The sequence below is a fragment of the Pedobacter psychrodurus genome (assembly GCF_032678585.1).
Taxonomy (GTDB): Bacteria; Bacteroidota; Bacteroidia; order Sphingobacteriales; family Sphingobacteriaceae; genus Pedobacter; species Pedobacter psychrodurus_A.
In genome coordinates this window covers 15,143-29,169 of record NZ_JAVTSN010000042.1, presented here as the reverse complement: position 1 = coordinate 29,169, position 14,027 = coordinate 15,143, and the positions used below count along the sequence as shown (strand labels likewise).

The window sequence follows — 14,027 nt, the reverse complement described above, 5'->3', positions numbered from 1 at the left end:
GACCAGCAACTGTTTTTTACAAAAATAAATATTTGTAAATTGCTGGAAATTATTTACCCCCTACATTGCAAAGCCCTGAAAAATTAATTCTTGCTGATATTGAAGCAATAGGTAAAATCCCTGCTGTTGCTAATATATTGGAGATAGTGTGCCGAACTACTGGAATGGGCTTTGCTGCCGTTGCAAGGGTAACTTCCGATAAGTGGATCGTTTGTGCGGTATTAGATGAAATCGATTTTGGTTTGGGGGTTGGGGGTGAACTTACACTGGAGACCACCATTTGTAACGAAATCAGGCAGCATCATCAATCTGTTGTGATCGATCATGTATCTGAAGATCCTGATTTTGCCCATCACCATACGCCATTGATGTATGGCTTTCAAAGTTATATTTCGGTACCCATCAAATTAAAAAACGGCGAATTTTTCGGTACACTTTGTGCAATCGATCCCAAGCCGGCAAAATTAAAGAATCCGACAGTTACGGGTATGTTTAAGATGTTTGCTGATTTAATTGCGTTCCATTTAGATGCGCTTGCGCAATTGGCCATAACAGAAGAAGAATTAAAAAAGGAGCAGGAAATAGCCGTTTTAAGAGAACAGTTTATTGCTATTTTAGGTCACGATCTGCGAAACCCGCTGAATGCGATATCGAGTAGTGCGCAGCTTTTATCGCGTTTAAATTTAGATGAACGCGGTAGTCGTATTGCCAAAATCATCAAAGACTCTTCTTTTAGAATGAACGGATTAATTGAGAACATGCTCGATTTTGCCAGTGGCCGTTTAGGCGAAGGCATTGCGATCGACAAAACAGCCGATGAAGATCTGGAGAAATTACTGACTGAGGTAGTGGATGAGTTGCAGGCGATTTGGCCCGGCAGGCATATTCAGTTAAATTTCAATCTTGATCATCCTGTACATGCAGATGGCAAGAGATTGGCACAGCTTTTTTCGAACTTATTGGGTAATGCTTTGAATTATTCGCCGGTAGAGTCTACCGTAGAAATTACCGCATTTAGCAATACGGAAGAATTTAACCTTTGCGTAGCGAATAAGGGCAAACAGATACCTGCTGCTGCAATGGATCGCTTATTCCAGCCTTTTTCGAGAGGGGAAGTAGAACCCAATCAAAAGGGTTTAGGTTTAGGTCTTTACATTGCCTCTGAAATTGCAAATGCCCATGATGGTACGCTTGATGTATCTTCTACTCCCGAACAAACCTGTTTTACCTTACGTTTACCCTCACAAAAATGATCACTGTTAACGATAGTTTGCCTACATCAACACTTTTAGAACTCAAGGTGGGTGAGGAAATTACAGATGGAAATCGCCAATCTGGTGCGATTAAAAGTATCGAAATCAGTGAAACTGATGAGTTTTTAATGTTTCTGTTTCAATTGGAAAACAAACACATCATCGTTAAGAAACTTAAACAGATCTGTTAGTTATATTCGTATTCGTCATTTCGACCCTCTATCAATGACGGATTCCACGATGCTTACCTACCCCTTACAATAGCGGCCTTGGATCAAATATTACCTGAAAGGATTTAATCTTTTCATCTTCTAATGTATACCAACCACTGGAAAATATTGTTTTTTCGCCCATATTAATATCATACCACAGGCAAACTTCTTCCCGATCTACAAATACTTTTTTAACATCGTATTTGAATTTCATTTTTTTCATGTCACCGATGTAATTATCGGCACCATTTCGTTCGCCCATTACACCTTTAAAGGTCATATCATCATGAAGTTGGGCTCTGGCGATATCAAAATCTTCTGCATTTAAGGCATTGATAAAATCGAGCACAACAACCTTTGCATTGTGTTCGGTCAGTATTTTATTTGAGTTACTCATGGCATTTGTTTTAAGATAAAACGAAAATCCAGGAGAAAATGTTTGAAGATTTAATTATTGAATGATTGAGTTTTGAATGAGAGAATGTTGATTGTATACCATTCAATCATTCACTCATTCAAAATTGTATACTTTCCCTACCTGTGTTTTAAAACTGTATGTAAAGTCTTTTCCTGATTTCTTTTCTGTGATACCTTTGCTTTTCAGCACATTCGGACTTCTCACGATACAATCCTCGCCAGACAACGATTTGATGGATAACTTTACAATTTTACCATCTTTCCATTGTAGGTTGGTGATTTCGAAATTACCGCGTGCTCTTAAACCCTGAATACTTCCTGTAGCCCATTTATCGGGTAGGGCAGGTAAAAACTGTAATTCGCCGGCCTGACTTTGTAATAACATCTCCGAAATACCTGCTGTGTAACCAAAGTTACCATCAATCTGGAAGGGTGGGTGTGCACAAAAAAGGTTGGAATAAATACCACCGCCTTTATTGTAATCGGTTCCTGAGCCGCCAACTGGGGTAATGAAATTCTGTAAGATTTTGTACGCATGGTTACCATCTTGCAACCGTGCCCAGAAGTTCATTTTCCAGGCCATAGACCAGCCTGTTGATTCATCGCCGCGGGCGGTTAAGGTTACCCGCGCTGCTTTTGCCAGTTCTGGTGTTTTAATGGTGCTGATTTCCCTTCCCGGGTGCAGGCCAAAAAGATGGGAGATATGTCTGTGCTGATCTTTTGGATCATCACGGTCAGTTTCCCATTCCTGTAACTGGCCCCATTTGCCGATTTTTGGTTTTAATAAATGTGCTTTAAGGTCGGCAATGTGTGTTTTGTAATCTTGATCAATACCTAATATTTCGGCTGCTTCAATATAGTTGGTAAATAAATCGTACACAATCTGCTGATCGTGTGTTACGCCATCTTCCGTTGGTCCATGTTCAGGCGACCAGCCCAATGGCGAAACCAAAGTACCATCAGGTCTTCTTTTTAAATGGTCGTCCCAAAACTCAGCGATTTCCTTTATAATCGGGTAAGCGAAATTCTTTAAATAATCTTTGTCTTTTGTAAAGGCATAGTGCTCCCAAAGGGCCTGTGCATACCACGCGCTGCCCGGTGTGTTCCAAAGAAAGCTCATGCCGCCAAAAATATTGTTCTCTGTTTTTACGGTCCAACCGCGGGTGTTTGGATATTGTTTGCGGGTGGCAATGGCGCTTACTTCGCGCATGCTGTTGATATAATCAAGGTATGGAATCTGGCATTCTGAAAGATTGGTCGGTTCGGCGAGCCAATAGTTCATCTGAATGTTAATATTAGAGTGGTAATCGCTGCCCCAGGGTGGGGTATTGGTTTCGTTCCAAAGTCCCTGAAGATTGGCAGGTAAACCTCCCTTTCTGGAAGAACTGATCAATAAATATCTTCCATATTGAAAAATTAGGGATTCCAGACCAAGATCCGGAGATTTTTTGTAATTGATCAACCGTTGATAGGTAGGTAGATTGTTGTTTTTTATATCTCCCGATCCTAAGGTAATGGACAAACGGTTAAACAAGGTTTGATAATCTTTTACATGGCTTCCTAATAAATTGATATAGGGTTTTGCTGAAGCCTGCTTTAATATTGCAGCTATTTTTGGGGCTGGTTCTTCACCTTTCCAGTTCTGCCCGCGTTTATTGCTGTAATTGGTAGCGCCTGTGAAAATGATGGTAATGGCATCGGCATTGTCTATTTTTAATTTTTCACCATCATCATCTTTAACGGGTTTACTGCTGCCATTTTCAATTTTAACCAAAGCGGTAGCTTGATAGGACATGCCGTTAGACAGTTTGCCTACAAATTGAATGGTATTTCCACTCACCGTGATGTTGCCTTGATGTGCGTTTTTAAGTCTGATTGCAGCCGAATAAGCGCCTTTTTTATTTGCGCTAAGTCTTAGCACCATTACTTTATCGGGAAAGCTGCAAAAGTATTCGCGATTATAGTTCACCCCATTCTGAGTATAAGCGATGGTATGGATGGCATCAGCAAGGTTGAGTCGACGTTTATATGCGGTAAAGTTTTTATCTTTCTGATCAAAATCGATAAACAGATCGCCAAAGGCCTGGTACATGCCTCTGTCGTTTTCATCACCAGTCCATAGCGTATTGTCGTTAAACTGGATATGTTCCTGGTTTACACCACCAAAAATCATCCCGCCAATGCGGCCATTGCCAATTGGGTAAGCCTCCGTCATCCAGGTAGTTGCCGGTTTATTATCCCAGAGCAATAAGGGTGATGTTTCTATTTTTTGAGCAAAAATAGCGCTGGAAAAGCTAAGGCTTAGCAAGAGAAGTAATGCGCAGGGCATCATGTGCTTAGATTTAAAAAGCATAAGGGATATTTGATTAGTGTGTGGCCAAATATATAGATAATCAAACGATTGTGTTGCGCTACAGGTAAATGAAAGCATCTCGATTATTGGCATTATATTGAGTTATTTAAGCATTGGTATTTGGGGTTTTTCAAACTTTAACAGGTAACTATTGTGATATTTTAGGGTGTATTTTAATAGATTTTCTATATTTGGTACCACACACTAAAACGTTTTATGTAAAATGAAATCGCTAACCAAATTTCTAAACTTATTCTTATTTCTGAACGTAGTGGGCATTTATCATGCTCAGAGCCAGTCGAAAACATCATTTACCAGGTATGTCAATACTTTTATCGGTACAGCACCGCTAACGGATCCTAAAATTTTAGGCTATGAATTACCACAAGGCTGGCGCTCCTGGGCAGGTTTAACCTTTCCGGGGAGTTCGCTACCCAATGCCATGGTACAACTGAGTCCGATTACCGAATTCGGTTCGGGTGCAGGCTACGAATATGAAGACGATACCATTTATGGTTTCGCACACACCAACAAGGGACATTGGAACCTTTGCAACATACCAATTTTACCTTTATCTAATCCAGGGGCTAAATTTGGATCGAAGTTTTCGCACAAAAATGAAAGTTCGGCACCGGGGTTTTATCAGGTTTACCTTGATGATTATCAAGTAAATGTAAAGCTTACTTCTACTTTAAGGGCTGGGTTTCATCAATATGAATACAAAAATAACAGCGACCGGCAAATTCTGTTTCTATTAGGGAAAGCCAATAGCGGAGTTTCTACCTGGAACATTGAGCAGGTGGGTAATTCAGCTGTGCAAGGTTTTCAGGGCGGAGAGAATATTTATTTTTATGCCACCATTAATGGTAAGATCGAAAAGCTTGATCAAACAGACGTGGGTAAACGTTCGGGTTATGCCATTTTACATCTTGCTGATGGAAGCAAAGGACCTGTTGAACTTAAAATCGGCTTGTCGTTTGTGAGTATGGCAAACGCAAAAGAAAACCTGGAAAAGGAAATCGGAGATAAAACATTTACGCAGATCCGTAGTGAAGCTACTGCAAAATGGGAAGCGCTTTTATCCAACATTGAAGTAAAGGGTGGCACCGAGAAACAAAAACAGATGTTATACTCTTGCCTGTACCGTTCCTTTTTATGGCCGGCTTTGCGCAGCGATGTGAATGGCGAGTTTAAGGATGCAAAACGCAACGTAACCAAGGGTAATTTTAATTATTATACTGAACCATCTCTTTGGGACACCTACCGCAATAAAGATGTGCTATTAGGATTGGTTACACCTAAAGTAACTTTAGACGTGATTAAATCGATGAAAGATGTGGGTGATAAAACCGGATTTATACCGACATTTTTTCACGGTGATCATGGGGCTTCGTCTATTGCAGGTGCTTATTTAAGGGGGATTGATGATTTCGATATTAAAGGTACTTACCAGATTTTATTGCGCAATGCGAATGTAGAGGGTGGCGCGCGTCCGTTTATAAAGGAGTATATCGAGAAAGGGTATATTTCGGATCCTGATGTGAAAAACCCACATGTAGAAACAAAGGCGAAAGCGGGTGTTTCTAAAACACTGGAATATTCGTACGATGATTATTCGCTGGCACAGATTGCCAAAAAACTGGGTGATAGTACGAATTACAGAATCCTGATGGCGAGATCTCAGAATTATAAAAACATGTTCGACCCAACCACGCGTTTTATGAGGGGCAGGTTGGAAAATGGTGATTGGATCAAACCTTTTAATCCGCAGTACCCGTATTACGAATATATGTACAGGGAGGCCAATGCCTGGCAGGTTTCTTTTTATGCCCCGCATGATATGAAAGGTTTAATCGAACTGTACGGTGGTGCTAAAGGTTTCGAATCGAAATTGGATTCGTTGTTTACCTTGCCATGGAACCCGAAATACATTGCGAGGAATGTAGAAACCATGATTGGTCAGTATTGCCAGGGTAACCAACCCGATCATGAGGCACCCTTTGCCTATACTTTTATCGGTAAACCAGAGAAATCGCAAAAAATAATCGATAAAATTTTGAATGAACTGTATGGCATCGGTAGCGATGGTTTAGCGCTATCGGGTATGGATGATGCTGGTGAGATGTCGGCATGGTATGTATTTAGTTCCTTGGGTTTATATCCTTTCTCTGCTACGGATCCCAATTATATTGTTACGGCTCCGCTATTTGATGAAGTAAAATGGAAAACGAATACGGGTAAACTATTAACCATTACCAAACCTGGAAAGGGAAGGGGTATTACTGCCATTAAGGTAAACGGGAAAACGAACCAAGGGTATTTTATTTCTCATGATCTGTTTAAGAATGGAGGAAAGGTTGAGATTCTGACGAAGTAATTTAAGGAAGTCAAGTTTTTAAAACTTGACTTCCTTTGGCTATCGATATACAATGGGCTTCGGAGGAGGAAATGAGTAATCGAGCGCGATCCGATAGCTATCTGATCGCACGCAGGAGGGAACCACGAAGTGCTCATCCACGCTAATCTTAAAGCGGTTGCTTCTGCGAAAAAAATCAGATGTTTTGAAACGGGTCATTGCCGCCGTGGCTAGTCCTTTTTTCTTGATAAAAAAGTGACCAAAAAATCAAGGCTTGGAACTGATGTTGGATGAGCTAGTCGAAACTTTATTGACAACAGCGGATAGGAACGAAGAAAAATCGTTCTTGCCTCTGTTTTGGTTTTTTGGGTTAATGAAAGGTTATACACAAGTTTCAACTGCTTCTCCTTCCATCATTTCCGAGGCCGGATAGCAGGGCGCAGATAGCAAAGAGCAGATACTGGCATTCGTAGATTAATTGCTTTGAAAATTTGATGGGCATGGGGTGGTTTAAACGAGGGGATCTTCTCCATTAACCTTTTCTCTAGCCTTAAGGTTAAAGTGGAAGATGTAAAATGTAAAATGGATGATGATAGTATGCCCAACTCTGTGCCCTCTGCGTCTTTCTCTTTGCGTTCTTCGCGGTTAAAAAAAGAACCGGATAATTTAATGTTAACTATTTTTTAGAAATTACAATTTTTTACAACTATTACATGACAACTAACCTTAATAATGAGCTGGCCACCAAGCCACACTATCCTATATTAGATGGCCTTCGCGGTATTGCAGCCATCATTGTTGTTACCTTTCACCTTACCGAGCCACTGGGAACGGGACATCTGGATATCCTGGTTAACCATGGTTATCTGGCTGTAGATTTTTTCTTTTTATTGTCGGGCTTTGTAATGGGCTATGCCTACGACGACAGGTGGCAGAAAATGACCGTAGGTAATTTTTTTAAACGCCGGATTATCCGTCTTCAACCCATGGTGGTTTTGGGAATGACACTCGGTGCCATCGGATTTTACTATACAGACTCTACCATATGGCCGCTCATTCATACCATTCCGCTTTGGAAAATGCTACTGGTGTTGCTCATCGGTTATACGATCCTGCCTGTTTCTTTATCGCTTGATATACGCGGCTGGGAAGAAATGCACCCGTTGAATAGTGTGGGCTGGTCGTTGTTTTTCGAATACATTGCCAATATTCTGTATGCGGTATGGATCAGGAAATTCTCTAAAACAGCATTGATTGTTTTAGTGGTTATCGCTGCTGTTGCACTTGCGCAACTGGCCATTAGCAATGGCGATGTGAGTGGCGGCTGGACATTAAATGTAGAACAGGTACGCATCGGGTTTACCCGTACAATGTATCCTTTCTTTGCCGGTTTGTTACTTTCGCGTATAGCAAAGCCAATCCGGATTAAAAATGCTTTTTTATTGTGCAGTCTTTTGGTGGCCATTGTATTGTATATGCCCCGCATTGGTGGCGCCGAACACCTTTGGATGAACGGAATCTATGAATCTGTTTGTATTATCATCGTTTTTCCACTTATTGTATACCTGGGTGCCAGTGGTGTGATGGAATCGCAAAGAGAGAACAAAATATGCAAGTTTTTAGGTGATATATCTTACCCGCTTTATCTGGTGCATTATCCATTGGTGTATTTTTATGTGGCCTGGATCAGCAATCATAAAGGTGTAACCCTCGCAGAGGCCTGGCCTTATGCCTTATTGATTTTAGTTGGCGGGATTGCTTTGGCTTATGCTGCGCTGAAATGGTATGATGAACCGGTGAGAAAGTGGTTGCAGAAGAAGTTTGCTTAGAAGTCGGGAAGAGATGGAAGATGTAAAATGGATGATGGAATGGTATCCACAGCTTTGTGTTCTTTGGGTTATAAAATTGGAAATAGTCCGGAGTCGGAGGACGGATGTCCGAAGTCAGGGAGCATATCGCATGCGGCCTATTGCAGGGTGCTGTAAATTGTCTTTAACCTTTCCCTTCCAGTTGAAAGCTGCCAATTGGCGGATAGGGGCTCTGTGCCCTTTGTGTCTCCTCTTTGTAATCTCGGTGGTAAAAGGTTGAATACTCAATTGGGCAACACCCACATTTAATCCGTATTTTAGCCTATATGAAAATAGTATTTTTTTCTGCCAAGGCTTACGACCGCGAATTTTTCGAAAGTTGTAATGAAGGTTATGGTTTCGAACTGGAGTTTTGGGAAACCCATTTGGGACCACATATTGCCGATGCGGTAAAAGAAGGTACGGATGCCGTTTGTGTATTTGTAAATGATAAACTTAACGCGGAGGTAATTGAGGTGCTGGCACAGAAAGGGGTAAAAATTATCGCCTTGCGTTGTGCGGGTTTTAATAATGTAGACCTTGATGCGGCTAAACAGTATGGCATCCGTGTTTGCCGGGTTCCGGCTTATTCGCCCGAAGCGGTTGCAGAACATGCAGTGGCGATGTTGCTAACGCTTAACCGAAAAACGCATAAGGCCTATAACCGGGTGCGTGAACAGAATTTTTCGTTGTCGGGTTTAATGGGCTTCAATCTTTTTGGCAAAACGGTAGGAGTTATCGGCACCGGGAAAATCGGAGCTGCTTTCTGTAAGATTATGCTGGGTTTTGGTTGCAAGGTATTGGCCTATGATCCTTTTGATAATAAAAGTTTAAAGAGCGCAGGTGTAAAGTATATGCCTTTTCATGAGGTGATTAAAGATGCTGATGTGATTTCGCTACATTGTCCGCTAACGTCCGAAAACCATTATCTGATCGGTGCAGGCAGTTTGTCGGCTATGAAGAAGGGTGTTACGCTGATCAATACGAGCAGAGGTGGACTGATCCACACGCGTGAGGTGATTGAGGCACTGAAAACGGGTCAGGTTGCTGCACTGGGCATTGATGTATATGAGCAGGAAGAAAAACTCTTTTTTAAAGATCTATCGGGCAGTATTATCGGTGATGATGATATTCAGCGTTTAATCAGTTTTCCGAATGTTCTGGTTACCGGGCATCAGGCTTTTTTTACGCAAGAGGCATTGACGGAAATTGCCGAATCGACATTAGGCACGGTTAAGGCGATTTTGGAAGGGGGAGATATAGGGGAAGGAGCGGTGTTGGTTTAATAAGTCGGAAGTCAGAGGTCGGAGGTCCGAAGTCAAGGAGCTGAGGGGATGGAAGATGTAAAATGGATGATGGACTGTTGCGCCTAGCTCCGTGCCTCTGCGTCTCACCTGGTCTTAACGTTCCGCTAAGCGTTTGGTTTAATTGCCACGCTTGCCCGGCCGTTCAGGCGGGCCTGCCCGACTATTCAGGCGGGGGAAACACAGAGAACATGGAATTAAATGGTGAAATCTTAAAAAGGTGTCGGATAGCAGGGATTAAAGATTCCTTGCCAGTTGTCATCCTGAGGCACGAAGGATCCTTACGTAATTGGCTACTACCTTCATTTACATAGTATCTCTAACACGATCCTCATCCGATAGCTATCAGATCTCGCGCAGGAGGAAATCTGATGCCATAGCTATGTTAGAGACTGGGGGAGGTTTTTCCCTTCGCGCATTCTTAATCATATCGCAGTTATTGGGTTTTTACCACCAAGTCACAAAGGCACTAAGCTTGCCTAATATTAGCTTGGTGCTTGGTAGTTTTTAACCATGTTTGTCATCCTGAGGTACGAAGGATCCTTATGTAATTGGCTACGACCTTCATTTACATAGTATCTCTAACACGATCCTCTTCCGATAGCTATCAGATCTCGCGCAGGAGGAAATCTGATTGCATAGCTATGTTAGAGACTGGGGGAGGTTTTGCCTTTCGCGCATTCTTAATCATATCGCAGTTATTGGGTTTTTACCACCAAGTCACAAAGGCACTAAGCTTGCCTAATATTAGCTTGGTGCTTGGGTTGTTTTTAACCATGTTGTCATCCTGAGGCACGAAGGATCTTTTTAAACTCATCTGCAATTTTAACCATATAAGAGATATAAGTGCCATACAAAAACAACAAAGCCACAACTTGCGCTATGGCTATATTTATTTTAAAAATATGAAGTGTTGAGGTTACTGTTTTGCTTTTCGGCAGCTTCGATCGGTGCGTAGTTGGAAAGGATAAGTGCTTCGCCTTTTTTAACGCAAACATCGTGTTCGAAATGCACCGATGGACTTCCGTCGGCGGTTCTGATGGTCCAGCCATCATCGTCTAAGAAAACTTCTTTTTTGCCCATGTTAATCATAGGTTCTATGGCCATCACGAGGTTTTCTCTGAGTAATAAACCATTGCCCTTGCGACCGTAATTTGGTACTTGTGGGTCTTCGTGCATATCTCTGCCCAAGCCGTGACCTACGAGATCTCTCACTACGCCATAACCTTCTTTTTCATTGTGGGTTTGGATGGCTGCGCCGATATCGCCAATGCGTTTACCTACAACGGCTTCTTTAATACCCAAAAACAAAGATTCTTTGGTGGTTTTTACCAGTTTTAATATTTCTGGTGAAACTTCACCAATAATAAAAGTATAGGCGTGGTCGCCATGGAAACCATTTTTGATGGTACCTACATCTACCGAAATAATATCGCCATCTTTTAGTTCGTCTTTGGTTGGGAAACCATGCACCACCACATCGTTTACCGAAGTGATGATGTGGAATGGAAATCCGTTAAAGTTGTAAAAGGACGGGATAGCACCGTTATCTAATATATATTCGTTGGCCAGTTTATCAATTGCCAATGTGGTGATGCCGGGTTTTAATATTTTGGCTACTTCTGCCAGTGTATCGCTTACAAGTAGGGCGCTGATCTGCATCAGTTCTACTTCTTCGTTGGTTTTGTATAAAATCATTGCTGCAAATTTAGTAAAAGAATATTTAGGATGGAAGATGGATGATGGAAAATGGATGATGTAGAGGGGGAAGGTTGAAGGTTGGAAGGTGGATGGTGGGAAGGATGGAAGGTTGGAAGGTGGATGGTGGGAAGAATGGAAGGTTGAAGGTTGGAAGGTGGATGGTGGGAAGGATGGAAGGTTGGAAGGTTGAAGGTTGGAAGGTTGAAGGTTGGAGGGGTGGAAGAATGGGATAAACTTATTTTCTTAATGGGAATGGTTAAGAAGTTAGTTTAACTTATTGCTGTGTTCGTATGTCTTATTTTTGGGTAGTGATGCTTAAACTTTTATTCTGCTAAAGCACTTGTGTAGCTAACCGCTAAACCCTAATCGCCTAACCGATTTAAACAATTTATACAGTTAACCGATACAGCCATAAAAATATATGTATTAAATTTGACTATTAAATCTAAAGCCTGTATGTACGAAATCATTACACAATCGTTAACTAAAGTGGTCGATTTTACGGAGGAAGAGCTTTTTTTGTTTATGCAAAGGCTTAAACCTGTAAGTTTGAAAAAGTATGACTTCTATTTATCTGAAGGGCAGGTTTGCAAAAGCATGGTGATTGTGTACAAGGGTGGTATGCGATTTTTTACACGCAATGAAAAAGGCGATCATACACTGGGTTTTGCATTTGAGGGCGAATGGCTCGGCGATTATGAGAGTTTTTTACTGCAGGCGCCTTCCGATTCGTTTATCGAGGCACTGGAAGATTGTGCGTTGTTTACACTCAGTTATGCGGATATGCAGGCGCTGTATTTACATAGTCAGCGTTTTGAAAGGTTCGGACGCCTTATAGCAGAAAACTTATTTGTGGAGACCGCAAAAAGTAAACGTAATTTACTGTTGCAATCTGCCGAAGACAGGTATTTGGATTTATTAACGAATCAGCCCAATATTCTGGAAAGACTGCCCCAACATTTAATTGCTTCGTATCTGGGTATCCAACCGCAAAGTTTGAGCAGGATTAGAGGGAAAGTGGCAAGGAAGTAGTTCATTGGTCATTGGTTCATTGGTTCATTGGTCATTGGTCATTGGTTCATTGGTCATTGGTTCATTGGTCATTGGTTCACTTGTTTTCGCGGATAGTCTATTTCAAACGCCAAGCTCATCCTGGTTAATCGGTTAATTGTCTCCAAACGCCAAACGCCCAACTCCAAACGCCCAGCGCTTCACCTATGTTAACTAATCTCCTGCGTTTTTTAACCTGAGATCATTTTTCGCTTAAATGATTATCCCCAGTTTTGTACCGTATTAAAGATTAAACATTTTATGGATACCACACAGGTTTTTTCGGCGGTTAGCTCACTGGCTGCACTGCAATGGTTAGTGTTAATTGTAGCACCGAAATGGAAGGTTACGCAATGGCTCATTCGTTTTGCTGTTGTGCCACTATTGCTGGCCATTGTTTACAGTATTTATATAACAGGTTTCTTTGGCATTCAGGGTGGCGGATTTGGGTCGATACAAGAGGTGCGCATACTTTTTAGCAACGACAATCTGTTGCTAGCGGGCTGGGCGCATTACCTGGCTTTTGATCTGTTGATCGGTTTCTCAATCATCAAATCGGCACAGGATAAATCGGTTTCACATTGGCTGGTGATCCCTTGTTTGCTGCTCACCTTTATGTTCGGGCCATGTGGTTACCTGCTTTATCAGATGATTCAAAAAATTAAATCACAACGATGAAAACTATATTTAAACGGATTAAAACTGCTAGTCCTGCTTTATATTATTGCGGTATAGGTCATTTGGTTTTAATGGTGCTGATGTTGCTTATCGTGCTGTTCGATCACCGGCAATTAATGGGGATTAACCTTTGGATTAAACCGATGAAATTTGCCATATCCATCGCCATTTATTGTTTAACCTGGCCGCTGCTCTTACAATACTTCCCTTTTGAAAGGTTAAAAAGGCGCTTCGCCAATTTTACGGTATTCGCCATGACTTTCGAAATGGTGGCCATTGCTACGCAGGCGGCAAGAGGTGAGCTATCACATTATAACGTTTCGGGCGGGTATAACGCTTTGGTATTTGCTTCGATGGGGATTGTAATAGTGTCGCAAACTTTATTTGCCCTGTATATGGGGATTGTGTATTTTAAGGTGAAGGCTGTTTCGATCAGTCCGGCTTTATTGTGGGCCATTCGTTTGGGGATTGTAATGGCTGCTGTTTTTTCTTTAGAGGGTGGTATAATGGCCTCGCGACTGGCACACACGGTTGGTGCGGCAGATGGTGGTCCGGGGATTCCCTTGTTTAACTGGAGTACGATAGCCGGCGATTTGCGTATTGCCCATTTTATGGGGCTGCATGCTTTACAGATTGTGCCTTTGTTTGTGTTGCTCACCAAAGTAAAAACGGCAAGGCCAGCTATTGTTTTTTCGGTGCTGTATTTTGTGTTGATCTCATTGCTGTTTTATAACGCGATGTTGGGTAGGCCGTTGTTTTAAGGGGATGATAATTTATCACTAAATTTTATTTCCGCTCTATGCCGCGGCGGCATGGTACTTTGGAGCGCCAAAGTACCCAAAGCGCTTTGTCAATC

Annotated in this window: 11 protein-coding genes; 8 read left to right on the top strand and 3 right to left on the bottom strand. The window is 41.8% G+C overall.

Features of this window, described 5'->3' with window-relative positions:
* The first annotated feature begins 65 nt into the window (after positions 1-65).
* Positions 66-1,253: a GAF domain-containing sensor histidine kinase gene (locus R2S57_RS23185; RefSeq protein ID WP_316847326.1), complete on the top strand. Its 1,188-nt coding sequence runs from the start codon at positions 66-68 to the stop codon at positions 1,251-1,253.
* The gene (locus R2S57_RS23180) at positions 1,250-1,444 is read left to right on the top strand and encodes a hypothetical protein (RefSeq protein ID WP_316847325.1); all 195 of its coding nucleotides are present in this window, start codon (positions 1,250-1,252) and stop codon (positions 1,442-1,444) included. The genes R2S57_RS23185 and R2S57_RS23180 overlap by 4 nt, the downstream gene beginning before the upstream one ends.
* A gap of 64 nt (positions 1,445-1,508) precedes the next feature.
* Here the strand turns inward: R2S57_RS23180 and R2S57_RS23175 are convergent, their stop codons facing one another.
* Both R2S57_RS23175 and R2S57_RS23170 read right to left on the bottom strand, forming a co-directional pair.
* A complete protein-coding gene (locus R2S57_RS23175) occupies positions 1,509-1,862 on the bottom strand; it encodes a nuclear transport factor 2 family protein (protein WP_316847324.1) in 354 nt (117 codons plus the stop codon).
* A gap of 114 nt (positions 1,863-1,976) precedes the next feature.
* The gene (locus R2S57_RS23170; protein WP_316847323.1) at positions 1,977-4,214 is read right to left on the bottom strand and encodes a glycosyl hydrolase family 95 catalytic domain-containing protein; all 2,238 of its coding nucleotides are present in this window, start codon (positions 4,212-4,214) and stop codon (positions 1,977-1,979) included.
* Positions 4,215-4,458: 244 nt separating this feature from the next.
* On the opposite strand from R2S57_RS23170, the gene R2S57_RS23165 reads away from it, so the two are divergent.
* The 3 genes from R2S57_RS23165 (at position 4,459) to R2S57_RS23155 (ending at position 9,724) form a co-directional block, all read left to right on the top strand.
* Positions 4,459-6,612, top strand: coding sequence for a GH92 family glycosyl hydrolase (locus tag R2S57_RS23165; protein WP_316847322.1), 2,154 nt, complete (start codon positions 4,459-4,461; stop codon positions 6,610-6,612).
* Between the two features lie 692 nt (positions 6,613-7,304).
* Positions 7,305-8,420 (top strand): acyltransferase, encoded by a 1,116-nt coding sequence (locus tag R2S57_RS23160; protein WP_316847321.1) that lies wholly within the window; start codon positions 7,305-7,307, stop codon positions 8,418-8,420.
* A 305-nt stretch (positions 8,421-8,725) separates the two neighbouring features.
* Positions 8,726-9,724, top strand: a complete 999-nt coding sequence (locus R2S57_RS23155; RefSeq protein ID WP_316847320.1) for a 2-hydroxyacid dehydrogenase — start codon at positions 8,726-8,728, stop codon at positions 9,722-9,724.
* Between the two features lie 915 nt (positions 9,725-10,639).
* On the opposite strand, the gene map is transcribed toward R2S57_RS23155, so the two are convergent.
* On the bottom strand, positions 10,640-11,440 hold the full coding sequence (gene map, locus R2S57_RS23150) for a type I methionyl aminopeptidase (protein WP_316847319.1): 801 nt from the start codon (positions 11,438-11,440) through the stop codon (positions 10,640-10,642).
* Positions 11,441-11,899: 459 nt separating this feature from the next.
* Between map and R2S57_RS23145 the strand changes: the two genes are divergently transcribed.
* From R2S57_RS23145 to R2S57_RS23135, 3 genes are all read left to right on the top strand, one after another.
* Entirely contained in the window at positions 11,900-12,475 is a 576-nt protein-coding gene (locus R2S57_RS23145) for a Crp/Fnr family transcriptional regulator (protein ID WP_316847318.1), read from the top strand.
* Between the two features lie 279 nt (positions 12,476-12,754).
* Positions 12,755-13,171, top strand: coding sequence for an ABA4-like family protein (locus tag R2S57_RS23140; RefSeq protein ID WP_316847317.1), 417 nt, complete (start codon positions 12,755-12,757; stop codon positions 13,169-13,171).
* Positions 13,168-13,932 carry a hypothetical protein gene (locus R2S57_RS23135; RefSeq protein ID WP_316847316.1) on the top strand — a complete coding sequence of 255 codons (765 nt, stop codon included), beginning with the start codon at positions 13,168-13,170 and terminating at the stop codon, positions 13,930-13,932. The genes R2S57_RS23140 and R2S57_RS23135 overlap by 4 nt, the downstream gene beginning before the upstream one ends.
* Positions 13,933-14,027: the final 95 nt, after the last annotated feature.